General features: G+C 48.1%; 23 protein-coding genes. 16 read left to right on the plus strand and 7 right to left on the minus strand.

Going from position 1 to position 25,837, the window contains the following annotated elements:
• Positions 1–1,134, plus strand: a complete 1,134-nt coding sequence (locus OL444_RS09635) for a hypothetical protein (RefSeq protein WP_264733426.1) — start codon at positions 1–3, stop codon at positions 1,132–1,134.
• 44 nt (positions 1,135–1,178) lie between these two features.
• Here the strand turns inward: OL444_RS09635 and OL444_RS09640 are convergent, their stop codons facing one another.
• A complete protein-coding gene (locus tag OL444_RS09640) occupies positions 1,179–1,739 on the minus strand; it encodes an NADPH-dependent FMN reductase (RefSeq protein WP_264733425.1) in 561 nt (186 codons plus the stop codon).
• Positions 1,740–1,848: 109 nt separating this feature from the next.
• Positions 1,849–3,402, minus strand: coding sequence for a hypothetical protein (locus OL444_RS09645; RefSeq protein WP_264733424.1), 1,554 nt, complete (start codon positions 3,400–3,402; stop codon positions 1,849–1,851).
• Positions 3,403–3,556: 154 nt separating this feature from the next.
• Between OL444_RS09645 and leuC the strand changes: the two genes are divergently transcribed.
• The 6 genes from leuC to OL444_RS09675 all read left to right on the plus strand — a co-directional run bounded on the left by leuC (position 3,557) and on the right by OL444_RS09675 (position 9,551).
• Entirely contained in the window at positions 3,557–4,963 is a 1,407-nt protein-coding gene (leuC, locus tag OL444_RS09650) for a 3-isopropylmalate dehydratase large subunit (protein WP_264733423.1), read from the plus strand.
• Between the two features lie 43 nt (positions 4,964–5,006).
• The gene (locus OL444_RS09655) at positions 5,007–5,753 is read left to right on the plus strand and encodes a methyltransferase domain-containing protein (protein ID WP_264733422.1); all 747 of its coding nucleotides are present in this window, start codon (positions 5,007–5,009) and stop codon (positions 5,751–5,753) included.
• A gap of 15 nt (positions 5,754–5,768) precedes the next feature.
• Positions 5,769–6,368, plus strand: coding sequence for a 3-isopropylmalate dehydratase small subunit (gene leuD / locus OL444_RS09660; RefSeq protein WP_264733421.1), 600 nt, complete (start codon positions 5,769–5,771; stop codon positions 6,366–6,368).
• Positions 6,369–6,397: 29 nt separating this feature from the next.
• A complete protein-coding gene (leuB, locus tag OL444_RS09665; protein WP_264733420.1) occupies positions 6,398–7,477 on the plus strand; it encodes a 3-isopropylmalate dehydrogenase in 1,080 nt (359 codons plus the stop codon).
• Between the two features lie 27 nt (positions 7,478–7,504).
• Positions 7,505–9,010, plus strand: a complete 1,506-nt coding sequence (locus OL444_RS09670) for a 2-isopropylmalate synthase (RefSeq protein ID WP_264733419.1) — start codon at positions 7,505–7,507, stop codon at positions 9,008–9,010.
• 151 nt (positions 9,011–9,161) lie between these two features.
• Entirely contained in the window at positions 9,162–9,551 is a 390-nt protein-coding gene (locus tag OL444_RS09675) for a hypothetical protein (protein ID WP_264733418.1), read from the plus strand.
• 4 nt (positions 9,552–9,555) lie between these two features.
• Here OL444_RS09675 and OL444_RS09680 read toward each other — a convergent pair whose 3' ends face one another.
• Positions 9,556–10,233, minus strand: a complete 678-nt coding sequence (locus OL444_RS09680) for a M15 family metallopeptidase (protein ID WP_264733417.1) — start codon at positions 10,231–10,233, stop codon at positions 9,556–9,558.
• Between the two features lie 146 nt (positions 10,234–10,379).
• On the opposite strand from OL444_RS09680, the gene OL444_RS09685 reads away from it, so the two are divergent.
• The 9 genes from OL444_RS09685 to OL444_RS09725 all read left to right on the plus strand — a co-directional run bounded on the left by OL444_RS09685 (position 10,380) and on the right by OL444_RS09725 (position 18,218).
• Positions 10,380–11,165, plus strand: coding sequence for an SDR family NAD(P)-dependent oxidoreductase (locus tag OL444_RS09685; protein ID WP_264733416.1), 786 nt, complete (start codon positions 10,380–10,382; stop codon positions 11,163–11,165).
• Between the two features lie 82 nt (positions 11,166–11,247).
• The gene (locus OL444_RS09690) at positions 11,248–12,009 is read left to right on the plus strand and encodes a hypothetical protein (RefSeq protein WP_264733415.1); all 762 of its coding nucleotides are present in this window, start codon (positions 11,248–11,250) and stop codon (positions 12,007–12,009) included.
• Positions 12,010–12,034: 25 nt separating this feature from the next.
• Entirely contained in the window at positions 12,035–12,886 is an 852-nt protein-coding gene (locus OL444_RS09695; protein ID WP_264733414.1) for a fumarylacetoacetate hydrolase family protein, read from the plus strand.
• Positions 12,887–12,892: 6 nt separating this feature from the next.
• Positions 12,893–13,222, plus strand: coding sequence for an L-rhamnose mutarotase (locus OL444_RS09700; protein WP_264733413.1), 330 nt, complete (start codon positions 12,893–12,895; stop codon positions 13,220–13,222).
• An 82-nt stretch (positions 13,223–13,304) separates the two neighbouring features.
• The gene (locus OL444_RS09705) at positions 13,305–14,132 is read left to right on the plus strand and encodes an amidohydrolase family protein (protein WP_264733412.1); all 828 of its coding nucleotides are present in this window, start codon (positions 13,305–13,307) and stop codon (positions 14,130–14,132) included.
• 15 nt (positions 14,133–14,147) lie between these two features.
• Positions 14,148–14,930, plus strand: coding sequence for an L-fucose dehydrogenase (locus tag OL444_RS09710; protein ID WP_264733411.1), 783 nt, complete (start codon positions 14,148–14,150; stop codon positions 14,928–14,930).
• A 59-nt stretch (positions 14,931–14,989) separates the two neighbouring features.
• On the plus strand, positions 14,990–16,294 hold the full coding sequence (gene fucP / locus OL444_RS09715) for an L-fucose:H+ symporter permease (RefSeq protein ID WP_264733410.1): 1,305 nt from the start codon (positions 14,990–14,992) through the stop codon (positions 16,292–16,294).
• 66 nt (positions 16,295–16,360) lie between these two features.
• On the plus strand, positions 16,361–17,149 hold the full coding sequence (locus OL444_RS09720; RefSeq protein ID WP_264733409.1) for an MbnP family protein: 789 nt from the start codon (positions 16,361–16,363) through the stop codon (positions 17,147–17,149).
• Between the two features lie 7 nt (positions 17,150–17,156).
• Positions 17,157–18,218: a cytochrome-c peroxidase gene (locus OL444_RS09725; protein WP_264733408.1), complete on the plus strand. Its 1,062-nt coding sequence runs from the start codon at positions 17,157–17,159 to the stop codon at positions 18,216–18,218.
• A 74-nt stretch (positions 18,219–18,292) separates the two neighbouring features.
• Here the strand turns inward: OL444_RS09725 and OL444_RS09730 are convergent, their stop codons facing one another.
• The 4 genes from OL444_RS09730 to OL444_RS09745 all read right to left on the minus strand — a co-directional run bounded on the left by OL444_RS09730 (position 18,293) and on the right by OL444_RS09745 (position 25,805).
• Positions 18,293–18,871: a DNA-3-methyladenine glycosylase I gene (locus OL444_RS09730; protein WP_264733407.1), complete on the minus strand. Its 579-nt coding sequence runs from the start codon at positions 18,869–18,871 to the stop codon at positions 18,293–18,295.
• Positions 18,859–21,060, minus strand: coding sequence for a DUF4954 family protein (locus OL444_RS09735; protein WP_264733406.1), 2,202 nt, complete (start codon positions 21,058–21,060; stop codon positions 18,859–18,861). Before OL444_RS09735 ends, OL444_RS09730 begins: the two co-directional genes overlap by 13 nt.
• A gap of 124 nt (positions 21,061–21,184) precedes the next feature.
• Complete coding sequence (glmS, locus tag OL444_RS09740; RefSeq protein WP_264733405.1) at positions 21,185–23,020, minus strand: glutamine--fructose-6-phosphate transaminase (isomerizing); 1,836 nt, start codon at positions 23,018–23,020, stop codon at positions 21,185–21,187.
• Between the two features lie 412 nt (positions 23,021–23,432).
• Positions 23,433–25,805 (minus strand): S9 family peptidase, encoded by a 2,373-nt coding sequence (locus OL444_RS09745; RefSeq protein WP_264733404.1) that lies wholly within the window; start codon positions 25,803–25,805, stop codon positions 23,433–23,435.
• Between the last annotated feature and the right edge of the window lie 32 nt (positions 25,806–25,837).

Consider the following 25,837-nt stretch of genomic DNA (forward strand, 5'->3'; position numbering starts at 1 on the left):
ATGCGTTCAACGACGGTCATTCTGCAGAAAATTTTTTCACAACGGTTCTATTTACAAAACACAGGATTTTTCCTCGTCCTCTTTTACCTGCTCTTCGGCGTGGTTAATGGCGGGAACCTGTTGCCCTATCACTACGGACTCATGATGGGATTTATCGGCAATTATACCTTCCTGCTGCTGGTATTGCTGCTATGGACCTTATACGCAGGCAAGTGTGTGGGGTTCATATTAAAAACATTTCAGTTACAGGGATATGATTTTTTATATCCCACCATGGGCAGCATCGATCCACCCATTCGCCGCCGTATCTGGATTTTTCTGCACGTGAGCATCTATCTGCCGGTACTGATATATGCGGGTATCGCTGTGGTGGTGGCGATCAGTCACGGGTACTACCTGCCGGCCGCTATCATCGCCGTGTTTAATATCATGATGTGTTTATGGCCGGTCTACGTATACGAACGGAAATTGGCACAGCCGGATGTCATCTTCTTTACCAGCCGCCTGCAACGCCGGATCAACCAATATCTGATCAAGCCGCCGGTATTGTTTTTCCTCTATGAACTATTTACCAATTTTCCCCGCCGTATACTGAGTACAAAATTGTTTTCCGCCGGTGTATTGTGGATTACTTTTTTTCTGCTGGAACAAGGCGGTGAATTTGATCTGCGTGGTCTGCAGCTGGGCGTGATGGTGAGCGTACTCCTGCACCTGCAACTGATGTTGCACCACCGTGCTTTTGATGATGCCTACCTGGGTTTTATACAACAGCTGCCCATACCACTATACCGGCATTACGGCAGATTAGTGATGATATACTTGTTGATGTTTTTGCCGGAGATGTTGATGATTATCGTTAATGGCTATACGAAAATAAATGTGCTGGATTTTTTCACAGTATTTTGTACGGCTTTGTCACTATTGGTACTTTTCCGTACGCTGTTATATTTTCCGAAGATAAACCCCGAAGTACATGTACGGTATGTGTTACTGATTTCGTTCGTCGTATTGTTTATGATCCTGGGCAGGTACGAATGGTGGGCGGTGGGATTGCTGCAGGTGGCAGCGGCGATCATCTTTTTCCGGCAATACCGGTTATACGAAAACTATATAGACATCGCTGAAAAAGCATAATACATTTCCGGAAAGACCACGCTCTCCGGAAATGTAGCGCCGCATTATTTTATCTTCTCACTGAGCTGCGCCAGTGAATGCAATAACTGCGGTAATAATTTAAGGGTATACTCATCTGTCAGATTGCCGCTGGCATCAAACTTATGCTGGGCACTGGCAATCATCACCTCTGGTTTGTTGATCACATAGGCATTCAGGAATACCATTACCTGCCGCAGGTGATACTGCATGCGGGCGGTACCCAGGTTACCCTGACTGGCGCCCAGAATAGCAACGGCCTTTTCATTGAACGGTTTATCCGGATGCCGCGAAAAAACATCGATCGCATTTTTCAGTGCGCCGGGAATGGAATAGTTGTATTCCGGTGAAACGAAAATAACGCCATCGGCGGCTTTGATTTTTTCAATCAGCGGTACTACCTGCTCCGGTAATTGTTCCGTATGCAGATCGGCATTGTAAAACGGAATGTCTCCGATGTGCAGCTGTTCTATCGTGATGTGCGATGGTGCAACTTGCTGCAGGGCTTTCAGGGCGAGGGTGTTGTAGGAGGCCTTCCGTAAGCTGCCGGAAATGGCTACAAAATGATAGCGTTTTTCAATAGACATATATGTTTTTTTAAATTGCAGGTGACGGCAGGGACAGGAGCTGGCAACAGTGCTGCCACAAATCACCAGGCGATAGCTGGCATTTTCGCCGCATACATCCTTCCACTGACTATATTCTCTTTTCTTTATTCACAAATTTTCTATGGATAACTTCCTGTACCGGGATGCCCTCTATCTTACTCTCCAGCCAGGATATGATATCCAGATAGAGGAAGGAGCGGCGTTCGTAAGGGTCCTGGGAAATTTGTACCAGCCGGTCTTTCAGGTCTACGAAGGCATTGCGTAGCTCCTTCGGATTGGCATAAATATACCGGCGGAGAAATTTCATGATTTCTTCCATCACCACGCCTAAGTCTTTGTGCTTGGAGATGAAGTGATAGACAGATTTGATCAGGTATTCCACCAGGCTGTAGTTCTCCAGCTCATAATGCGCAATCAGGTGAAGGATACGGGCAAAACATTGGATATCTGCCCGCAGGTTGCCGATTTTTAAATTGATGATTTTATTCAGATAGGTGATGGCCTTGTTATTATCACCGCTACCGAAATACAGGCAGGCTATTTTGTAATAGAATACCAGTACCCGGTGTTGGTCTATTTTGAGCGTATGATTGGATATTTCCGTTTCCAGCTCCGGTACCATGGCCAAACCCTGACTGAAAGTACCTTCCAGGAAGTAGCGGTTTATTTTGGCCGTATAGAGGTATACGAAAGCAGATGTACGGGTGTTCTCATGGAAGGATTCCTGATTAGTCAGGATAAATGTTTCCAGTTCCAGCAGCGCCGTTTTGAATTTCTCGAAGTTGGAGGTGTAGAAATGAGCGGTCAGCAGGTTATGCTGCGCTTTAATGTACAGGTCCATGTCGGTTTGCTGCAGGGAAGGGTATTGTTTGAACAGATCTACCCACTTCTGGGTATACCGGTAATACATCACAAAGTCCTGCAGGATATAATAGAACCAGCAGGAAGCCTGATACATATACACTTTTTCGTAAAAGCTCATCTGCGTGAAGTTGAGATCAGGCAGCTGGCTTTCAAAGAAAGATTTCACCATGGCGCCATCCCGTTCATTGCGGGCATGCCCCAGTTTGAGGTACAGGCCATACATGCGCAGGGAGAGGGTAGACAGGCGGCTGATGTTGGCCAGTTGCTGCCGGATCTGCTGCGATTCGGCGCTCAGCACTTCGGCGCGGTTTTCCAGGCTGCGGGTGATATGCCTGGACTCAATTAGCTTTTCAAATTCCACAATTTCGTAACCCAGCATGACTTCTTCCTGCTCCAGGGCCATGGCTTTGGCTTTGGCCAGTATTTTCAGGCTTTGGTTGTATAACCCTTTATTGTAGAGTACCCGCGCATGATCCAGTTGTTCCCGTAAATCAATGAGCGGATCTTTTTGTTTGTATAGCTGCCGGAGGCTGGATAGCAGGTGTTTATACAAGTGTGCCTTTACATTGGACAGTTGTTGTTTCTTGATGTCAGTGACTTTTTTCAGAATAGCTTCCTCATCATAATCTTTCATTTTGTCCAGCGTCGTAAACAACTGAATAAACAGTACGTCTTCCTTGGTGTTGTTTTTATTGAACGCCAGCTGAAAACTACGTTTTTCCGCTTTGGTAAGTGTTTTTATTAATATGAATAAGGCGTCACTTTGGCTGTTGGGCATCGTTGATAAAATCTTGTAATTAGTTGAAAAACAGTGTTTTAGTATGAATTAACTGCTTTTAAAGGTTGTAATTAAAGCAAATTTAGCGATATGGCAATTAATTATTGCCCATTAGATTTGAAGGTATAAACAATTTAAAAAGGAAGCATTCAGGATGGGAAAAACGTTATTTGATAAAATCTGGGACAGCCATGTGGTGGTGAGTAAACCGGGATACCCCGACGCCGTGTATATTAACACGCACTTTATTCACGAAGTAACCAGTCCACAGGCATTCGATGGGTTGCGCAAACGCGATATCCCGGTATTTCGTCCTGCCAAAACAAGGGCTACTGCAGATCATAACGTGCCAACACAGGATCAGCACCTGCCTATCAAAGAGGCATTGAGCCGCCTCCAGGTAGAAATGCTCACCAAAAATACCACCGAATTCGGGGTAGAACTGTACGGGTTGGGACACCCTTACCAGGGTATTGTACACGTGATCGGACCAGAGCTGGGTATTACCCTGCCAGGTATGACCATCGTATGTGGCGACAGCCATACCAGCACCCACGGAGCCTTTGGCGCCGTAGCTTTTGGTATCGGTACGTCAGAAGTAGAGCAGGTACTGGCTACGCAATGTATCCTCCAGTACAAGCCCAAACGCATGAAGATTGAAGTGAACGGGCAGCTGGGCAAAGGCGTTTTATCTAAAGATATTATCCTCTATATCATTGCTAAAATATCCGCATCCGGTGCTACCGGCTATTTTGTGGAATATACCGGCGACGCTATCCGCAGCCTCAGTATGGAAGCGCGTATGACCATCTGTAATATGAGTATTGAGATGGGCGCCCGCGGCGGACTGATTGCGCCAGACGACATCACCTTTGACTATATCAAAGGCCGTGAGTTTGCCCCACAGGGCAGCGACTGGGAGGATGCCCTGGCTTACTGGAAAACACTGTACACCGACCAGGATGCCACCTTCGATGAAGTACTGGTATTCGATGCGGCCGACATTGAGCCACAGATCACCTACGGTACCAATCCGGGTATGGGCATGGGCGTTACCCGCCAGATCCCCGCACTGGAACAGCTGGAGGAAAAAGAAAGACCCTCTTTCAAAAAATCACTCGACTATATGGACCTGCAACCCGGTAGCGGATTGCTGGGCAAAAAAGTGGACTACGTATTCATTGGTAGCTGCACCAACTCCCGTATCGAAGATTTACGCCTGGTAGCAGATTTTGTGAAAGGCAAACAAAAAGCCGACGATGTGGTGGTATGGATTGTACCCGGTTCCAAACAGGTGGAAGCCCAGGCCATTGCAGAAGGCATCGACAAGGTGTTTGCTGCGGCAGGTTTCGAGCTGAGAGAACCCGGATGCTCTGCCTGCCTGGGTATGAACGAAGATAAAGTACCAGCCGGATTATATTGTATCTCTACTTCCAATCGCAACTTTGAAGGCCGTCAGGGACCTAATGCCCGTACCTTCCTCGCCAGCCCGCTCACCGCTGCTGCTGCGGCCATCACAGGCCATGTAGCAGATGTAAGAGCCCTATTGGCCGGAGAATAAAAGACACCCTGCGGGGGATTAAACAGCAGAAAAGAGAAGCGTCATGCATTGGAATGCAGATTTATATAAAGAACAACATGCCTTTGTATTTGAATACGGCAATAGTTTGATAGACTGGCTCCAGCCAAAGGCCGGCGAAAAGATACTCGATCTGGGATGTGGTACCGGTGAACTAACAGCACAACTGGCAGCAGCCGGTGCAACGGTTACCGGTATAGATGCCTCGGAAGAGATGATCACCAGCGCCCGCAGTCATTATCCGGAACTGACATTTCAAGTGGCTGATGCGACGGACTTTTCGCTGCCGGTACAATTCGACGCTGTTTTTTCCAATGCTACCCTGCACTGGATCAACGAAAAGGAAAAAGTAATCCGCTGCATGTATGACCACCTGAAACAGGGCGGTCGCCTCGCACTGGAATTTGGCGGAAAAGGGAATGTGGCCAGTATCGTAGATACCCTGGCCAGGGTGATGGAGCAAAGAGGATATACGTACCAGCCAATCTGGTATTTTCCGTCTCCTGCCGCCTATGCCACCCTGCTGGAAAATGCCGGTTTCCGGGTAGACCGCGTTCATTTCTTTGAACGACCTACCAGACTGGCAGATAAAGCCGAAGGCATCAGTACCTGGCTCAATATGTTCGGCAGCCGCTTCTTTGAAGCCGTACCGCCGGCAGATAAAGCCGATATCCTCCGGCAGGTGCAACAGGAACTGGCGCCGCAGATTACCCGCGATGGAGAACTATATGCCGACTACGTTCGTTTACGGATCGCCGCTACAAAAATTTAAACACTAACATTCACCATGAGTAAAATATTTCAACACCTCGTATCATCTGCTGTACCTGTACCTATCGAAAATATAGATACAGACCAGATTATTCCTGCACGTTTCCTGAAAGCAACCACCCGGGACGGTTTTGGTGAAAACCTGTTCCGCGACTGGCGCTTCGATGGCGATAACCAGCCGAAGGCAGACTTCATCCTCAACAACCCGATCTATACCGGTAAAATACTGGTAGCCGGTAAAAACTTCGGATGTGGTTCTTCCCGCGAACACGCGGCTTGGGCTATTGCCGACTATGGTTTTAAAGTAGTGGTGAGCAGCTTCTTTGCTGATATCTTCAAAAACAATGCGCTCAACAACTTTATCCTGCCGGTACAGGTGAGTGAGGATTTCCTGGATAAAATTTTCAAAGCCATCGAAAAAGATCCGAAAGCCGCTATCGAAGTAGACCTGGAAAATCAGGTGATCCGGATCCAGGAAAGTGGAGAACAGGAAAGCTTTGCCATCAATCCCTACAAAAAAACCTGTTTGCTGAATGGGTACGATGATATCGACTACCTGCTGAGTCTCCGTCAGGAAATTGAAAACTACGAAACAACAAGAGCATTTAATTTTTAAGCTAAAAAAAGCTATCTGAAATATACTATATGGGCGTAGAGAAGAAAATACTGGTAATACCTGGTGACGGCATCGGTCAGGAAGTGACGGCATGGGGACAAAAAGTGCTGACAACGATTGCTGCAAACTTTAACCACACCTTCACTTTTGAAGAAGGTCTTATGGGACACGTAGCCATCGAAGCTACGGGAGATCCACTACCCGATGAAACACTGCAGAAAGCCAGAAGCGCAGATGCGATTTTATTCGGTGCGATCGGTCATGCTAAATATGATAACGATCCTACGTTGAAAGTAAGACCCGAACAAGGGCTGCTGAAGATCCGGAAAGAACTGGGATTATATGCCAATCTCCGCCCAATAAAACTGTTTGACGAATTACTCGAAGCTTCCAGTATTAAACCGGAAATCCTGCGGGGTGCGGATATTCTCTTTTTCCGCGAGTTGACCGGGGATGTATATTTCGGAGAGAAAAAAAGAACGGAAGATCGTAACACTGCTTCTGATCTGATGATTTACCATCGTTATGAAGTGGAGCGCATTGCCCGCAAAGCCTACGAAGCTGCACGTACCCGCCGCAGCAAACTGTGCTCTGTGGATAAGGCCAACGTACTGGAAGCGAGCCGGCTCTGGAGAGAAGTGGTACAGGAAATCGCGAAAGAATATCCGGATGTGGAAACAGAACATATGTTTATCGACAATGCTGCCATGCAGCTGATCAAAGACCCAAAACGTTTTGATGTGGTGCTCACGGGCAACCTCTTCGGTGATATCCTCACAGATGAAGCGTCCCAGATCGCCGGATCTATGGGGATGCTGGCTTCTGCCTCTGTAGGCGACCAGGTAGGTTTCTATGAGCCTATTCATGGTTCCGCACATGATATTGCCGGTAAAGGCATTGCCAACCCACTGGCTTCTATTCTCTCTGCTGCCCTCATGCTGGATATTTCCTTTGGCCTCAAAATGGAATCACAGCGCGTGATCAAAGCTGTAGAAGCTACACTCAGACAAGGTTACAGAACAATGGATATCGCCAACAAACATACCGTGAACGATTTCATTATGGGAACAGACGCGATGGGCGCTAAAGTTTTGGAGAATCTGAATTAATCATTCAACGAAAATCATCACATCATTATGGATAAAAATCGTGTATACGTCTTTGATACCACTTTAAGGGACGGTGAACAGGTACCGGGTTGCCAGCTGACTACGGTCGAAAAAATTGAAATCGCAAAAAAACTGGAAGCACTGGGTGTGGATATTATCGAAGCTGGTTTTCCTATCTCCAGCCCCGGTGATTTCCAGAGTGTGGTGGAAATATCCAAAGCAGTAACAGAGCCGGTCATCTGCGCGCTCACCCGCTGCAATAATATGGATATCGACGCTGCTGCTGATGCCCTGCGTTTCGCCAAACGTAAACGTATCCATACCGGTATCGGTGCTTCCGATATGCATATCAAATATAAATTCAACAGTACCCGTGAAGAGATCCTGGAACGTGCAGCTGCTGGGGTAAAATATGCCCGCCGGTTTACGGATGATGTGGAATTTTATGCAGAAGATGCCGGCCGTGCCGACAATGAGTTCCTGGCTCGTATGATTGAAGCGGTGATTGCTGCCGGTGCTACAACGGTTAATATCCCCGATACCAACGGATATTGCCTGCCCGACCAGTACGGTGCTAAAATAAAATACCTGGTAGACCATGTCTCCAATATAGATAAAGCGATCATCTCCGTGCACTGCCACAACGACCTGGGTATGGCTACTGCCAATACCATTGCAGGGGTACTGAACGGCGCCCGTCAGGTGGAATGTACCATCAACGGTATCGGAGAACGTGCCGGTAACACTTCCCTGGAAGAAGTGGCGATGATCCTGAAAACACACCAGCACCTGGGCTATTATACCCATATCAATTCCAAAGGTATCTATGAACTGAGCAACCTGGTAGAAACCATGATGCATATGCCGGTACAGCCTAATAAGGCAATCGTGGGCCGCAATGCGTTTGCACACAGTTCCGGTATCCACCAGGATGGTGTACTGAAACACAGAGAAAACTACGAAATCCTGAATCCGGAAGATGTAGGTATCAATTCCAACGCGATTATCCTCACTGCCCGCAGTGGCCGGCATGCGCTGAAACACCACCTGGAGCGCCTGGGTTACAAACTGGAAAAAATCAACCTGGATGAAGTATATCAGCGTTTCCTGGTGATGGCCGACAGTAAAAAAGATATCAGCGATGCAGACCTGCTGCAACTGATGGGAGATGGCGATGAAAAAACATACGATGATAAAGCTATCAAAGTAATGCTGTTGCAAGTGGTATGCGGTGATCCGTTACGTCCGATGGCTACTGTGAAACTGAAAATCAACGGAGAAGAAAGAGAAGCCAGCGCTGCCGGAAATGGTCCTGTGAACGCTACCATCAATGCTATTCACGATATTATTAAAGATGATATTTCCCTGGATGAATTTAATATTCAGGCAATGCACGGCGGTAGTGAAGACATCAGCAAAGTAAATATGCGGGTGAAACACAATGGCCAGTCCTACTATGGTTTCGGCTATTCTACCGACATTGTCAATGCTTCTGTTCACGCTTATGTAGATGCACTCAATAAAATTTATTGATTGTTGATGGAATAAGTTCGGGAAATAAAGACATCTGCTGATTACGCATTTCCCGGAAGAAACGCTCGTTTTCTTCCGGGAGATGCGTAATTTTTTTTGTAACTTTTAGATGCTCCCATCGTTTTACAGGCAAATGAAACCCTGCATCCTTATGAAGCCTGTAATATTTTTAACAGCCCTGGCACTGCTGTTATCCTGTAAGAAAGAAACAGATACCTGTAAAACATGGATGGAGGCACAGATCGATGAAGTGGCGCCGCTGGGCAGGTCACAGACCGGAGGAACCGGCAGACCGGAAGTGCGGTTTAAGGTCAGCTGCTGGTTTAGCAACAGCTGCAGCAATATCCATCGCCTGGTGGAAAAACGCAATGGCAATACCTATACCATCAGGGCAGAAGGAATATACGATCAATGTGCCTTTTGTGCAACGATGTTAACCCCGGTCAGCACGACGTATGTTTTTAATCCGCCTGCTGCCGGTACTTACTATCTCAAATGGGAAGGACTACCGGAACGTACAGATACCGTCCGTATTCACTAATGATTTAAAAGAAGATATCCATCAGCGGATATTTTTTATAATCCGGGAGATAATAATGCCACCATTCTGTACGGGAGCCTTTAAAGCCATGTTGCAGCATGGTATCGCGCAGTAGTTTCCGATTAGCCGTTACCGTTGGATCGGTGGGTGTATAGTTTTGATGTGCTTTGAAGGTAAAGTCATCGAAGTCCGTAGGCATGGCCACGGGCTTTCCTGTTTTAAGGTCTACCATACTGAGGTCGATGGCCACCCCGCGGTTATGTCCCGATCCCTTCCGGGGATCTGCGGCATACAGGTCGTTGGGAACAATCCGGAACATCGTTTCGGTAACGTGATAGGGCCGGTAGGCATCGTAGATAAGCAGTCCGTATCCCTTTTTCTGCAGGGCCGTCTGTACCGCCTTTAAGGCTTTGGCGGCCGGCAGGCGCAGGTAGATCGTTGTTTGCGTATATAGTTGCTGGTGCGTGAAGTTTTGGGTAGTGGCATACCGCACGTCTTTTTTGATACCGGGAATAAACTGCTCCAGGTTTACCAGTTGCTGGTTGCTGTCTGTTTTGATCAGTTGCTGATATTGTTGTTGGGTGGTGATCACAGACAATCCGTATTTATTGACAGGTATGCGCTGGGCATACAGGCGGCTGCAAACGACCAGCAGCAGGCAGCATAAGCAGGTTGTTCTCATAAGCTTAAAATTGATAAAAAAAGGCGCAAATTCAATTGTAATTATTGAATTTTGCGAAAATAAGGCAAGAAAGTATAAAATACAGTGAAAATACAATTGTTATGACCTTATTTTAATAGGTATTTTAGAACCCTTAAATTTTTTTAATGATGGAGCTGTTCAGATTAGATCAGAAAGTGGCTGTTATCACCGGCGGTGGTAGTGGCATTGGGCAGGCAATAGCCATAACTTTTGCAGCCCGGGGCGCCAACGTGCATATCCTGGAGCTGAATGAAGAGAATGGAAAACAAACGGAAGAAACCATCCGGGCAGCCGGTGGAACAGCTACGGTACATGCCTGCAATGTGGCCGACCAGGCAGCGGTAGTAGCAGCCATGGAAGGTGTTGTAACAGCATCCGGCAAACTGGATATACTGGTGAACTGCGCGGGTATTGCCCATGTGGGTAACCTGGAAAACACCGCCGAAGCTGATTTCGACCGGGTATACCAGGTGAATGTGAAAGGCACCTATAACTGCATGTATGCCGTCATTAAACAAATGAAAGCACAGGGTGGCGGCGTGATCCTGAATATCGCTTCTATTGCTTCCAGCGTAGGTATCCCCGACAGGTTTGCCTATTCTATGAGTAAAGGCGCGGTACTCACCATGACCTTGTCTGTAGCAAAAGATTTCCTGGGCGATAATATCCGTTGTAACTGCGTGTCGCCGGCAAGGGTGCATACGCCTTTTGTGGATGGATTTATTGCCAAAAACTATCCGGGCCGCGAAGCCGAAATGTTCGACAAGCTGAGTAAGACACAGCCCATCGGACGTATGGCCAAACCGGTGGAAGTTGGTAACCTGGCGTTATACCTCTGCTCCGATGAAGCAGGCTTCATTACAGGTTGCGATTACCCGATAGACGGCGGTTTCATCCGGTTAAATAATTAATACGGCTGCCGCTCATATAGGTAGTGCGGATGATTACCCTTATCTTTCGGGCATTCATTCATATAATTATTTAACAACGATCATGCAACATTTTCGCCTGTGGCTGGCCACTTTGGCTGTAATCGGATTTGCAGCCTGCAATGGTAATCATAACAATACAACCGGTAATACCACAGATACCACCGCTGTGCTGCAGCCGGCAACACCGGCAGGCACACTGACGGTAACGGTAGCCGATAAAAAAGAAGACGAACAGACGATCACGATTCACTTTGCTACAGGTACGCTGAAAAAAGATAAAACCTTTTCACTGGCGCTCTTAAAAGATGTGGAGGAAAATGACCTGTACCGTGTTTTATGGGATAAACCCAACAGCGCCTATATCGGTGTCCGGAAAGCAGATCATGGTATCCGTTATTACCATGCCAGTCAGGAGGGTAATGAGTTGAAAATATTACAGGTAGGTACGCCGCCTGCCCGCATCTGGCAATATGTGGAAAACAATATGGGTCTGGGAAAAGCGCCGGCACCTGCCAGCGGTAATAATGCACAGGCGTACAAGAAAAATATTCAGTCAGGGAAAATTCTGGCCGATTTTATTGTGAATATTACGCCGCACGATTCCCCGGACAGCTGCCGGCTGTACGTGGAATTTGCCGGTATGAATAAAAAAGAAGTAATAGCGCTTCCCAAGGGCTATCGCCCGGTGATTCAAACCACTTCGGCAGATGATCATGTGTTGTTTGCCATGGTGAAAGACGGGGAAGTTACTGTGATGATGGACCTGCAGGTGGAAGACGGACATTTAAAAATCCGCCGCCTGAAGGAAATTATAAAAGACTAAAGCAAAACAATTAAAAAACTGTAAGATGAAACTGATCAGGTTTGGTTTACCGGGAGCAGAAAAGCCAGGTGTTGTTACAGACGCCGGCAGGTTTGATGTAAGTGCATTCGGAGAAGATTATGGCGAACGTTTTTTTGAAAACAACGGGCTGGAACGCTTATCACAATGGTGGGCGGAACATGGCAGCACCTGTCCGCAGATACCGGCAGATGCCCGCCTGGGAGCACCGATACAACGTCCTTCCAAAATCGTATGCATCGGTTTAAACTATGCCGACCATGCACGGGAAACCAATGCTGCGATTCCGGCAGAACCGATCGTATTCTTTAAAAGTACTTCTTCCCTGGTAGGGCCGAACGATAACCTGGTGATACCACGTAACAGTGAAAAAACGGACTGGGAAGTGGAACTCGCCGTGGTGATTGGTAAAAAAGCCAGCTACGTGGAAGAAAAAGACGCGTTGTCGTATGTAGCGGGTTACTGCCTGCACAACGATTACAGCGAAAGAGCGTGGCAGCTGGAAAGAGGTGGTCAATGGGTAAAAGGCAAAAGCTGCGACACCTTTGCACCGCTGGGCCCCTGGCTGGTGACCAAAGAAGATGCCGGCGATATCGATCAGCTTCGTTTATGGCTGACCGTTAATGGCCAGAAAATGCAGGATGGTAATACGTCCAACTTCATCTTTAAAATACCTTTCCTGGTATCTTATCTGAGCCAGTTCATGACCCTGCTCCCGGGCGATGTGATCTCTACCGGCACCCCTGCTGGTGTGGGATTGGGCATGAATCCGCAGGTATACCTGAAAGCGGGTGATGTGATAGAACTGGGTATCGATGGATTGGGAACTTCCCGGCAACAGGCAGTGGCCTATAAATAGTTTTTTATGAAGAGATATTGTCTGGCATTAGACCTGGTGGATGATCCGCAACTGATCAGTGAATACGAAGCATATCACCGCGAGGTATCTGCTGAAATAAAAAAAAGCATCACCGACAGCGGCATCACGGCGATGGAAATCTATCGGGTGGGTAACCGCCTGTTTATGATCATGGAAGTGGACGACACCTTTTCTTTCGAACGCAAAGGCGCCATGGATGCGGCCAATCCTGCGGTGCAGGCCTGGGAGCAGCTCATGTGGAAATACCAGCAGGCATTGCCGGTAGCCAAACCGGGAGAAAAGTGGTTGTTGATGGACCAGCTCTTTTCCTTATAACTAAACAGATAAGCTTTTATGTTGCGTACCATCCGGTCGCGACATAAAAGCTTATCGCTTTCATACCGTATTAATCAGTACTATGATCATAGATGCACATCAGCATTTCTGGCAATACCATCCGGTAAGGGATGCCTGGATCGATGAGTCGATGGCAGTCATCCGGCGGGACTTTTTACCTGCTGATCTGGCGCCGGTGCTGGCAGCCAACGATGTACAGGGATGCGTGGCGGTACAGGCAGATCAGTCGGCTACTGAAACAGCGTTTTTATTATCGCTGGCAGCCGATCATGCTTTTATCCGGGGTGTAGTAGGCTGGGTAGATCTCCGCGCTGCAGACATTGTTGCGCAGCTGGAGCAGTATGCTGCCTTTCCGCAGTTGAAAGGATTCCGGCATATTGTACAGGTCGAAGCAGACGACCGTTTTTTATTGCGGGAAGATTTCTGCCGGGGCATACAGGCATTGGCTGCCCACGATTTTACCTATGATATACTCGTATATCCGAAACAGTTGCCGGCTGTAACGGCCTTTGTACAACAATTCCCGGAACACCGGCTGATCATCGATCACCTGGCAAAACCCGCCATCAAAGCAGGAGATATCCGGCAATGGGCCGCTGATATCCGCCGTATTGCACAGGCGCCCCGGGTGTATTGTAAACTGAGTGGCCTGGTCACGGAAGCCGATTGGCAACACTGGCAACCGGCCGATATAGCGCCTTACCTGGAAGTAGCGCTGGAGGCTTTCGGCAGCGAACGTCTGGTGTTCGGCTCCGACTGGCCCGTATGTCAGCTGGCTGCTTCCTATGAACAGGTAAAAGGATTGATTACTTCGTATATCAGTCAGTTGTCGGCCACCGAACAGGCACAAATAATGGGAGGCAATGCCATCTCATTTTATCAATTATAAAAATTATATTACCATATGGATGTAGGATTACAGGATAAAGTGATTATTGTTACCGGCGGCGCCAAAGGAATTGGAGAAGCGATTGCCCGGCTGGTAGCAGCAGAAGGAGGTATCGCTGTGATTGCCGGCAGAAGTGCCGCAGACAATGAAAAAACAGCCGGCGAAATAATAGCCGCCGGTGGGAAAGCCCTGGCTGTAACCGCAGAACTGGGGAAAGTGGAAGACTGTAAACAGGTGATTGCAGCCACCGTAGAAAAATATGGTAAGATAGATGGCCTGGTCAACAATGCCGGCGCCAACGATGGCGTAGGCCTGGAAAGCGGCAGCCCGGAACGTTTCATGGCTTCCCTGCAACAGAACCTGTCGCACTATTACAACCTGGCACATTATGCCCTGCCTTACCTGAAAAGTACCCGGGGCAATATTGTCAACATTGGCTCTAAAGTAGCTACTACCGGACAAGGCAACACCTCCGGCTATGCCGCTTCCAAAGGAGCGATCAACGCATTGACCCGGGAGTGGGCGGTGGAACTGCTGCCTTTTGGTATCCGCGTTAATACCGTGATTCCGGCAGAAGTATGGACGCCCCTGTATGAAACATGGATCAACTCTCTACCCAACCCGCAGGAAAAACTGGCCGCCATTACCGCCAACATCCCGCTGGAACACCGGATGACCACCTCAGAAGAGATTGCCAATACCACAGTATTTTTACTGTCTTCCAGATCATCACATACGACCGGACAAATTCTATACGTAGACGGAGGTTATACACACCTCGACAGATCCATCAGCTGAGCGGCGACCCATTCCTGATACGTTATCATACATTCACCTGAAAACTTAAATTCTTCGTTATGGCCGGAGGCGCAGTAAGTAGTTCCACCTATACCAGCAATGCCCAGGCAGGCAACAAGCCAGGGCGGTATCTTTTTCCGTTTATCCTGGTAACCAGCCTGTTCTTTTTATGGGCGCTCATACACAACCTGAGCCCCGTACTGATTCCTCACCTGAAGAAAGCCTGCCAGCTCACAGACCTGCAATCATCCTATATTGATTCTGCTGTATTTGCCGCTTATTTTCTGATGGCGTTACCTGCTGGTGCTATCATGCGCCGGTTTGGGTATAAAACAGGTATCATTTTCGGCCTTTGCCTGTATGCCATCGGCGCCCTGTTGTTTATTCCTGCTGCCAACAGCCGGGAATATATGGCTTTCCTGGGTGCCCTCTTTGTGATTGCGACCGGTCTTACTTTCCTGGAAACAGCGGCCAATCCGTATGTAACCGTCCTGGGTAGTCCGGAAACCGCCACTACCCGCCTGAATCTGGCCCAATCCTTCAATGGTGTGGGTGCGGTGATAGGACCGGTATTGGGCGCAAAATTTATCCTCACAGGTACCGAGCATTCCAAAGAAGCCCTGGCAGCGATGCCGGCAGCGGAACTGCAGCAATACCTGCAGGCGGAAGCCAGTACGGTGAAGGTACCCTACATGATTATCGGTATCGTGGTATTATTGGTAGCGCTGCTGTTTGTGGTGACCAAAATGCCAGAGGTACAGGAAGTGAAAGAAGAAAAGGCAGATACTACGGCGCCTGCCGGCAGCATTTTCCGGCATAAACACCTCATTGCAGCCGTGGTAACCCAGTTCTTTTACATTGGGGCACAGATCGGCGTAAATGCCTTCTTTATCCGCTTCGCCAAATATGCAGGTGGTATTCCGGAAAGGGAAGCTGCCAACCTGCTGGGATGGGTAGCCGGATTAGGCTTTATGATCGGCCGGTTCTTCGGTACCTTCCTGATGAGCAAGATAAAACCACAGGTGCTGCTGACCATTTATGGCGTCATTAATGTGTTGCTGATCCTGGTGGCCATGACCACCAAAGGACAGGTAGCTGTAGCCGCCGTGCTGATGGTGCCGTTCTTTATGTCTATTATGTTCCCGACCATTTTCTCACTGGGACTGCGTGGCCTCGGCGGTGATACCAAATTCGGTTCTTCCCTGCTGGTGATGTCCATTGTAGGTGGCGCTATCTGTCCGCCGCTGATGGGACTTATTTCAGATGCTTCCAATATCCAGATGGCCTATATCGTACCGCTGATATGCTTTGCGGTAGTGGTATGGTTTGGTACCAAAGGGTATAAGCTCGACGCTGCGAAATAATCGGATAGCTCCCTATAGTACAATCCGCAAAATCATCGTATCTTCCTGAGAACAAAAGGAAATACCATGATCTTGCGGATTTTTATTTCCTATGCCGGCCGCCTGCTGGTTTTCAGCAGTTTATGTGTATTGTTGGCCAGTTGTGATAAAAAGGAAACATCCACGAAACTCCCGGTTACCAAAGCGGTGGCTTCTTTGCAACTATCCATCACCCACCTGATGAATGGGCAGCCGCTCGTCCGGAAAACCAAAACCTACACGAATCCTTCCGGAGAATCTTTTACGATTACCCGTTTCCGTTATTTCCTCAGCAACGTTGCCGTGATTACGGCAGATGATGTGGTGACGCCACTGCCGGTATCCTATTTCCTGGTAGATGATGCCACTGATTCCACCCGTACGATCCGCCTGGATAATGTGCCGGAAGGCAGTTATAAAGGCATCCGGTTTTTAATCGGAGTAGACAGCGTGCGTAATTTCAGCGGCGATCAGATTGGCCCGCTGGCGCCGGAAACCGGTATGTTCTGGACCTGGAACAGCGGTTATATCATGGCGCAGCTGGAAGGCGTGGCCCCGGTAAGTCCGGCCCGCAACCATGAATTTCTGTTTCACGCCGGTGGTTTCAGATCGCCGTACAATGTGGGGAAAACGATTACCCTCTCCTTGCCACAAACGATTACTGTCGGCCAGCAACGGTTGCCGAAAATCGATATCGCCGCAGATGCCGCCAGGTGGTTTGTGCCCAATACCATCAGCTTCAAAACCGTATCGGTGGTGATGGCTGCGGGGCCGGATGCCATGAAGCTGGCAGACAACTACCGGCAGATGTTTACGGTAAAAGGAGTACATAACTAACGTTTACATGAAACACAAGGCCATATATCTGGTGGGTATATTTGGTGCGTTGTTATGCCTGATGCATGCGTGCAAAAAGGAAAGAAACAACGGCGACGACTATACGCCACCGGAGCCGTTCACACTGCAATTGCCACCAGGTTTCCCCACGCCGGAATATAATTTTGCCGGCAATCCGCTTACCCGCCAGGGAGTGGAGCTGGGCCGTTTTATGTTTTATGATTACCGGTTATCTAAAGATAGTACCGTATCCTGTGGTTTCTGTCACCAGCAGTTTGCTGCCTTCGGACATTTTGATCATGCGTTGAGTCATGGGGTTAGCGGGCGGCAGGGAACACGCTCTGTACCGGTATTGTTCAACCTGATCTACCAGAAAGCCTTTATGTGGGATGGCGGGGTATTTCCGCTGGAGCGACAGCCTTTTACACCGCTGACGGATCCCAATGAAATGGGGGCGAATCTGTCGGAACTGTTGCCGAAAATGCAGGCTGATCCCCGCTACCGGAAAATGTTTAAAGCGGCTTTCGGTTCCGAAGAGATTACCAGCGACCGGATGTTCAAGGCCATCACGCAGTTTGTGGCTACTATGATATCGGCTGGTTCCAGATATGATAGTGTGATGCGACGATTGCCCGGCGCGCAGTTTACAGAAGAAGAACAGGCAGGTTATGCTACCTTTCTGCAAAAGTGTGCGGCTTGTCATAAGGAGCCGTTGTTTACGGATTTGTCTTACCGCAGCAACGGGTTGCCGGTAGTACCTTTCCTGAATGATATGGGCCGTTACCGGATTACCTTGCAGGGCAGCGATTCTCTGCGTTTTAAGGTGCCTTCCCTGCGTAATATCCTGAAAAGCTCGCCGTATATGCACGATGGCCGTTATTTTGATATTTACCAGGTATTTGATTTCTATGACAGGGGTAAGAAAGATCCCGTATATACAGATCCGTTAGTGGCACGGAATATCCCTTTATCGGATGTGGAAAAAAGACAATTGTACCTCTTCTTCAATACCCTCACGGACTACACGCTGATCAACAACGACGCCTTACGGGAAGTGCTGATCAACTAAACAACAAAGTCTGCACCGGGGTAGTAAGTTTTACCCGGGCACAGACTTTTGTGCAGATCATAAGCTGTCAGTAATTATTTTTTCCGGCCGGCTTTTTTCCAGCAGTCTCCTGCATGATCATCTACCATACCGGTGGCCTGCATGTAAGCATAACAGATCGTGGAGCCAACGAACTTAAAACCGCGTTTCAGCAGGTCTTTGCTCATGGCATCGGAGATGGCTGTTTTGGCAGGTACCTCTTTAATGGAAGCGTAGTGATTGATGATAGGCTGATGTCCTACAAATGACCAGATATACTGATCGAAGGAACCAAATTCTTTTTGTACGGCCAGGAATGCTTTGGCGTTGGTCACCACGGCATTTACCTTTAAACGGTTGCGGATGATGCCTTCGTTTTCCAGCAGGGCAGCTATTTTTTTCTCGTCATATTTCGCAATCTTTTTGGCATCCCACTGGTCAAATGCTTTACGGTAGTTTTCTCTTTTCAGCAGCACGGTATACCAGCTAAGTCCGGCCTGTGCACCTTCCAGGCAAAGCATTTCAAACAGGTGCCGGTCGTCGTGATGCGGTACCCCCCATTCCTGGTCATGATAATCTTTATAAAGCTGGTCTTTGTTGGCCCAGCTGCACCGGATCTTTTCTACAGTTCCCACTCGTTAATGATTTGTCGTACCTGTTGCTTATAGGCTTCCAGGTCGTTAATGGTTTGATTAATAAAGCTGTTATCTTCCAGGCTGCCCACTACGGCGTTCATTTCTTTTTCGTTGTCGTATGTCATGCGGCGGAAAGGATTCTTGTAATCTTTTTCGCGGGAGTGGCGGATGTGGTGGGTGATCCATTCCATAGTGGCGATGGAGTCATCCAGCCATTGTGCCAGCAGGCCGGTAGTGAGGTTCTTAACGTTCAGCTCTTTTATTTCCAGGAGGCTGGCTACGGCATGTTGCAGTTTTTCAGCAGGGTATTCCTTGCCTATTTCTACGTACGCATCATGTAGTTGCGGCCATCCGTTGATTTTATTCTTTTTGATTTTTGTTTTCAGCGTAGCTACCGTGTCGGCTTTCATCAGCTGGCCGCCAATATTGAGCCAGTCGCTGCGTTTAGCCGTTTTGATCGCTGCCTGCAGTGCAAGATAGGAAGGTTTGTTGGCTGCCAGGATATTTTTTATACCGTATAATACAATCAGTTCCCGGAAGAGGGGATAGGCTTTGTGTAACTTCAGCAGTTCCACCTGCCGGTTGCTGTTTTCCATGCCGGTAGCCAGAATGGTCAGCTTTGCAACAACTTCCGGTTGCTGCAGTAATAATTCCTTCCCTTTTTTACGTATATCCTTGTCCGTTATTTCTTTTTTGGGCGTGTTTTCCGGCAGGGCATACCAGGCTTTTCCGGTGGCAGCTTCCATCACGGCCAGGGCTTCGAACATCTCTTCTACAGAGTCCGGCGCGAGGTAATCGTATTCAATGAGCTGGGTTTTGTCGGTCCGTTTGTCGCGGTCTACATACTTCCAGGAGTTGCGTGCAATGGCATACATGTTATGCATGAACCAGTAGCCGGGCATGATTTTCAGCCGGTCTTCATGTTCATCATTCACCACCAGGCTGAAAGGAATATTGATATGTAACTCCGACATATAATTTCCTTTGGAGATGAGGGTGAAGCAGGCAAATTTTGAATTGTGTTTTAAGCTGACACATAGCCCGGGCCAGAAGCCTCTGCCGGCAATGATTTCACCGTCAGCGCCGCGGGAGTTGTGGTTGGAGCCAATGGTAGCACCGGCTGCCATATTGCTTTGGCCCATGATGAGCGCCGCACAAAGAAACGAGTTATTGTGGTGCTGTTCATGTGCCGGAAAGATGAGGGAGTTGAGTACCTCACAGCAGGAAATGGTGGCGTTGTTGCCCAGGTAGGAGTTGATGAGGCGGGCGCCGTATTTCAGCTGGGAATGGGAAGCCATGACAAAGCGTACGGCTTTTACGCCATAGAATACACGGCAGCCGTAGCCAATGATGCCGTTCACCATTTCACAGCCTTCTCCGATCTGGGAGGCCGCGGTGCTGTTGCTGTTGATGGTCAGGTTTTTCAGTTTGTTGGCGCCTTTGATATAGGCGTCGGTACCGATGGTCACATCTTTGATCACCTTACAGTTCTTGATCACGCTGCGGTCGCCTACCATGCCGTAGTAGCCGCGTCGTTTGTCGAATTGTTTTTCGGTGAACACCTTGAACTGCTGCTGCAGCTGTTCATCGTCGCGGTAGCGCGTCCAGAGATAAGCATCACCGGGCAGCATGCCGTCAAACGGCATTACGCTGCGGCCACCGTTTTCGTTGCACAGCTCCATCCAGATGCGGCCATTTTCTACTTCTCCTTCCTTGACAATCCCGTTACCGAATTTGGCATAATCGGTTGTGGCCATTTCATTGACATTGGCCACAATCACTTCATTGCCGAGTATATAGTGGGAAAGATAGTTGACATTATGTACGACCACGTTGTCGCCGAAATCACAGGCGCAGATGGTGCTGTTATATAATCCTACCGGCATACGCAGGTTATGGAACTCGAGGTAGTAAGGCTCCAGTTTACCGATGCGTACCATGCCGAAAAAGTGGCAGTGCTGTACCAGCTGAGGGTTGAACTCATCAGATACAAAAATGGTATTCCAGTCATCGGAAGTATTATCGTTACGTACCAGGGCTTCTACTTCGTATGCGGTGAGTTTTCTGTATTGGTCCTGCCGGCTCCACTGCTCATTACGGAGGTAATATTCATCTTTGCCTTTTGGTAACGTGGTTTCAATAAAATTGTACCCCAGCTCCGAGAGGGGGCGTTTTTGGATATTATTCATGGGGACATGAGTTTAATGGCATCTGCAACGTGCTGAAAGTATTATCCCTTTGTTTTACCTGCACAGGTTGCCGGCAGATAAAACAAAGGAATAATACGAAAATTTCCGGGCTAGTGGTGAGCTGTTATTCTACGGTTACTGATTTCGCCAGGTTACGTGGTTTATCCACATCGAGTCCTTTTAATACACCGATGTGATAGGCCAGTAATTGCAGGGGAATGACAGAGATGATAGGCGCTACCAGTTCATCTGCAGCCGGCACAAATATGGTGTCATCTGCCATTGGCGGAATAGTGGTGTCTCCTTCTGTAACCACAGCAATGACTTTGCCTTTACGCGCTTTGATTTCCTGAATGTTGCTCACTACTTTTTCGTAGTAGCTGTCTTTGGTGGCAACAATAACTACCGGCAGGTTTTCATCTACCAGGGCAATCGGGCCGTGTTTCATTTCTGCAGCAGGATAACCTTCTGCGTGTATGTAGGAGATTTCTTTCAGTTTTAAGGCGCCTTCCAGGGCTACCGGGAAGTTATAGCCACGTCCCAGGTAAAGGAAGTCGCGGGCATCTTTGTATTTGTCGGCAATCCTGACGATCTGGTCGTCCAGTTTCAGGGCTGTGGCCACTTTGTCCGGTACCTGATCCAGTTCGTCGAGCAGGTGCTGGAAACGTTGCTGGGTAATGGTACCTTTTTCGATGCCTATTTTCAGACCTACGAGGCACAGTACGGCCAGCTGCGCCGTGAAGGCTTTGGTGCTGGCTACGCCGATTTCCGGACCGGCATGCGTATAGGCGCCGGCGTGAGATAAACGGGCAATGGAAGAACCTACCACGTTACATACACCCAGGATGATGGCGCCTTTTTCCTTGGCGCTTTCTATCGCTACCAGGGTATCAGCGGTTTCACCGGACTGAGATACGGCAATGATCACATCTCCTTCACCCACTACCGGATTGCGGTAACGGAATTCGGAAGCATATTCTACTTCCACCGGGATGCGGCATAATTCTTCAATCATGTATTCTGCTACCAGCCCGGCATGCCAGGAGGTACCGCAGGCAACAATGATGATGCGTTTGGCATTGGTGAGAATTTCTTCGTAGGCGCGCATACCACCCATGGTGAGGGTGCCATTTTTGGCGTCCAGACGACCACGGAGACTGTCGAAAATAGTTTGCGGCTGTTCAAATATTTCTTTCAGCATGAAGTGGGCATAACCTCCTTTTTCGATGGCAGCCAGTTCTATGTCGAGCTTCTGGATGTAAGGGGTTTGTCTTTCATTGGAAATATTTTTCAGGATCAGTTCATCCGCTTTGATGATGGCAATTTCATAATCATTTACATACACGACTTCTTTCGTGTATTCAATGATAGGGGAGGCATCAGAAGCGAGGAAATGTTCGCCTTTACCTACGCCTATTACCAGTGGACTGCCTTTACGTGCGGCAATCAGGGTATCCGGATTATCTTCATCAATCAATACAATAACATATGCCCCTACTACGCGTTTGAGGGCAATCAATAAGGCTTCTTCCAGCGTGCATTGGTTATTTTTTTTGATCTCCTCGATGAAGTGCAGTAACACTTCGGTATCGGTATCACTCTTAAAAACATGTCCCTGATTAATCAGTTCCTGTTTCAGTTGTACATAGTTTTCAATGATGCCGTTGTGGATCATGGCGAGTTTTCCATTACCGGAAGTATGCGGGTGGGCATTGCGGTCAGAAGGTTCTCCGTGGGTAGCCCAGCGGGTGTGGCCGATGGCGATATGACTCCGCATGTCTTTGCTGGCTGCATATTCTTCAAGCGCGGCTACTTTGTCTTTTCTTTTGTATACCTGTAATCCGTTGTTGATAATGGCTACGCCCGCGCTGTCGTAACCACGGTATTCCAGTCTTTTGAGTCCTTTCAAAACTATCGGGTAGGCTTCTCGTTGCCCGATATAAGCTACTATTCCACACATAAAGTTGTAAGATTTGTGGTGAGGTTTATCATTGCAATATCGCATTAATTGTTAAAATCACATTTATAAATGTGAAGATTGTATAAGATAAAGATATGGTGCCGCGTGTTTTTTTAATATCTAAGAAAAATCCAATTTAAATGAAAAAAGGACTTCAGCGAACAATTCAAATGAAAATTAAGATTACTTAACATTCATAGCATTGTTCACGAAGTCCTGAATAATAAATCTACGCAACGATAAATGAAGCGACCATTCTATGCAAACACTTGTCTGGCGCCGGATAGCCGCCCTGGTACTGTCTGCAGCGGTGATGCTTCATGCATCATTTTTTAATTATTTTAATAAGTCAATCCGTTGATAAAAAATCTCCAACAACACAGCTATCATGATAGCAAATGTGATTTGTAAATTATTTTAATAAGTTGTTTTCGAACAACTGCAGGATTCTTTTATATTCATCTGTCCAGCTGCTCGGTGTAGTGAAACCATGGTCTTCTACCGGATAAACCGCCAGTTCCCAGTTGTCTTTACCCAGCTCAATCAGGCGTTGTGACAAGCGTACAATATCCTGGAAATGTACATTGGTATCTACCATACCATGACACATCAGCAGTTTGCCTTTCAGTCCTTCTGCAAAATAAATGGGAGAAGAACGATGGTAAGCAATGCTATCTGTCTGCGGTTCATTCAGGATATTGCTCGTATAGCCGTGATTGTAATGCGCCCAGTCGGTAACAGAGCGTAAAGCGGCACCGGCAGCGAATACACCAGGTTTGGTAAACATACCCATCAGGGTCATGAAACCACCGTAGCTACCTCCGTATATTCCTATACGTTGGGGGTCCACCTGCAATTTTTCTGCCAGATATTTTGCACCATCCACTTCATCATCGAGGTCTTTACCACCCATGTAGCGATAGATACCTGTGCGCCAGTTGCGGCCGTAGCCTGCACTGCCGCGGTAATCAATATCCAGTACTGTGTAACCTTTATCGGTAAGCAGGTTATGGAACATGTATTCGCGGAAGTAACTGCTCCACCATTTATGTGCATTCTGCAGATAACCTGCGCCATGTACAAAAATCACAGCAGCGCCGTTTTTCTTTGCCGGATCCGGTGTGTACAGCCGCGCATATACCGGTTGGTTGTCGCGGGCAGTGAAAGTGATCACCTGCGGATCGCGCCATGGATAGGCCTGGAATTCTGCTGACTGCGATTTATCGGTTACCTGTACGGCTTTGCCACCAGGTGTATTCGGCTGCAGATACAATTCCCAGGGCTTGGTGGAAGAAGAGTAGCGGTAAGCAATCCATTTGTTGTCTGGTGAAATACTTACTTCGTGCGCACCTGTTAATGTGGTAATTCTTTCTGCTTTACCACCATTTACCGGGATACGGTAAAATTGTTTTTCGCCGGGATGTACTTCGTTGGTGGTCAGGTAAAAATATTTTTTATCCTGCGACAGTTGTACTTCCTGTACTTCGTAGTTGCCACTGGTCAGCTGTTTGCTGGCGCCGGTGTTCACCGCTGCCGTATACAGATGGGAATAACCGGTTGCTTCTGATTGATACCAGCAGGTATTTTCATCGATCCAGCCCAGGTTGGCGCCACCGAAGCTCCAGCCAATACCAGGCCCGGCGATCCAGGCTTCATCCCGTTGCCGGCTGATGGTTTTCAACGTACCGTTGGTGGCATCCAGCAGGGCAATCCAGCGGTCTTTGTTATCCTGGCTGCGGATGTCTACAATAGCGTGCGTACCGCGGTCAGACCAGAAGGGACCGTTGACAATCACACTTCTTACCACCGCACTGTCTTTTTTCGTATAGTCCTTTACGTAGTCCGGCAGATCTTTGATACCAGGAAGGTCTGTGGTTTTAATCGGCAACACGGTATCTTTTTCCCGGTCGTATACAAAGGCTTCAAAAGCGCCTTGTGGTGAACCTACTTTATCGCGGGAAGAAATATCGGTGGTAAAACCGGAAGCGGTCACAAATTCAGGCACGATCGTGTAATGCACACCGCTGGCTTCCTTAAATAAAAGGTAGCTGATAAAACGGCCATCAGGACTGATCTGCAGGTTTTGTACTTTTTTGTCCTGTGTATAAAGCGTCCGCAGTTCCTTCGGCGCATAGGCTTTATCAAAGGCGGAAGCGGCATCACTCTTTGTTTTTTTATCGCGCACTACTGCCAGCAGTGCCAGCTGATCTGCTTTCAGCGACGCGTCGGCCGCGTTGCCGGAAGCTTTATCTGCCTTGTCTGCTGCCGGTTGGCTGCCTGCCTGGAAGCGGGTCAGCTGACTGGTCAGACCAGTAGCTTTTTCCCAGCCATACAGGTTGTGGCCTTGTTCATACACCAGCTGTTTACCGCCGAAACTGAAAGCGGGATTGCTTTCTACGGCGACCGTATTGGTGATACGGATTTCTTTCCCGGTTTTTATCTCCAGTAAATAAATATCTCCCTTGTAGCTATAGGTTAATAAGGTCTGGTCGGCATTATAAACACCGTTGGATCTGGCTTTGATAACGGCCCGTTCAGCGGCTGCTGTTTTACGGGGAGCAGTACTTTTAATGCCGGCATAGTACAAAGAGTCATCCAGGCTTTTTTCCGGGTTCCAGTTAAAGTAAACCGTTTGATTATCGGTACCCCAGAAAACCCGGTCAGGGGAAGTTCCGATCCACTTGGGGTCCCGCATGATCTTATCTACAGTAAGCGGCCCTGGTTGCTGGGCATAAAGCTGGTTGACATATAAAATTACTAAAGCGGGCAATACCCATTTTCTCATAGTGGTTCATTATTTTGTTGGGGAATAAATGT

Origin of the sequence: Chitinophaga nivalis, assembly GCF_025989125.1 — a bacterium.
In the GTDB taxonomy this organism is placed as follows: Bacteria; Bacteroidota; Bacteroidia; order Chitinophagales; family Chitinophagaceae; genus Chitinophaga; species Chitinophaga nivalis.

Excerpts from the sequence above, each read along its gene's own strand:
- OL444_RS09685 (WP_264733416.1), top strand. The coding sequence starts at position 10,380 with ATGATGGAGCTGTTCAGATTAGATCAGAAAGTGGCTGTTATCACCGGC.
- OL444_RS09635 (WP_264733426.1), top strand. The coding sequence starts at position 1 with ATGCGTTCAACGACGGTCATTCTGCAGAAAATTTTTTCACAACGGTTC.
- OL444_RS09705 (WP_264733412.1), top strand. The coding sequence starts at position 13,305 with ATGATCATAGATGCACATCAGCATTTCTGGCAATACCATCCGGTAAGG.
- OL444_RS09675 (WP_264733418.1), top strand. The coding sequence starts at position 9,162 with ATGAAGCCTGTAATATTTTTAACAGCCCTGGCACTGCTGTTATCCTGT.
- leuB (WP_264733420.1), top strand. The coding sequence starts at position 6,398 with ATGGGCGTAGAGAAGAAAATACTGGTAATACCTGGTGACGGCATCGGT.
- OL444_RS09720 (WP_264733409.1), top strand. The coding sequence starts at position 16,361 with ATGATCTTGCGGATTTTTATTTCCTATGCCGGCCGCCTGCTGGTTTTC.
- OL444_RS09745 (WP_264733404.1), bottom strand. The coding sequence starts at position 25,805 with ATGAGAAAATGGGTATTGCCCGCTTTAGTAATTTTATATGTCAACCAG.
- OL444_RS09655 (WP_264733422.1), top strand. The coding sequence starts at position 5,007 with ATGCATTGGAATGCAGATTTATATAAAGAACAACATGCCTTTGTATTT.
- OL444_RS09710 (WP_264733411.1), top strand. The coding sequence starts at position 14,148 with ATGGATGTAGGATTACAGGATAAAGTGATTATTGTTACCGGCGGCGCC.
- OL444_RS09700 (WP_264733413.1), top strand. The coding sequence starts at position 12,893 with ATGAAGAGATATTGTCTGGCATTAGACCTGGTGGATGATCCGCAACTG.
- OL444_RS09725 (WP_264733408.1), top strand. The coding sequence starts at position 17,157 with ATGAAACACAAGGCCATATATCTGGTGGGTATATTTGGTGCGTTGTTA.
- OL444_RS09680 (WP_264733417.1), bottom strand. The coding sequence starts at position 10,233 with ATGAGAACAACCTGCTTATGCTGCCTGCTGCTGGTCGTTTGCAGCCGC.
- OL444_RS09690 (WP_264733415.1), top strand. The coding sequence starts at position 11,248 with ATGCAACATTTTCGCCTGTGGCTGGCCACTTTGGCTGTAATCGGATTT.
- OL444_RS09640 (WP_264733425.1), bottom strand. The coding sequence starts at position 1,739 with ATGTCTATTGAAAAACGCTATCATTTTGTAGCCATTTCCGGCAGCTTA.
- OL444_RS09695 (WP_264733414.1), top strand. The coding sequence starts at position 12,035 with ATGAAACTGATCAGGTTTGGTTTACCGGGAGCAGAAAAGCCAGGTGTT.
- OL444_RS09670 (WP_264733419.1), top strand. The coding sequence starts at position 7,505 with ATGGATAAAAATCGTGTATACGTCTTTGATACCACTTTAAGGGACGGT.
- leuD (WP_264733421.1), top strand. The coding sequence starts at position 5,769 with ATGAGTAAAATATTTCAACACCTCGTATCATCTGCTGTACCTGTACCT.
- OL444_RS09645 (WP_264733424.1), bottom strand. The coding sequence starts at position 3,402 with ATGCCCAACAGCCAAAGTGACGCCTTATTCATATTAATAAAAACACTT.
- glmS (WP_264733405.1), bottom strand. The coding sequence starts at position 23,020 with ATGTGTGGAATAGTAGCTTATATCGGGCAACGAGAAGCCTACCCGATA.
- fucP (WP_264733410.1), top strand. The coding sequence starts at position 14,990 with ATGGCCGGAGGCGCAGTAAGTAGTTCCACCTATACCAGCAATGCCCAG.
- leuC (WP_264733423.1), top strand. The coding sequence starts at position 3,557 with ATGGGAAAAACGTTATTTGATAAAATCTGGGACAGCCATGTGGTGGTG.
- OL444_RS09735 (WP_264733406.1), bottom strand. The coding sequence starts at position 21,060 with ATGAATAATATCCAAAAACGCCCCCTCTCGGAGCTGGGGTACAATTTT.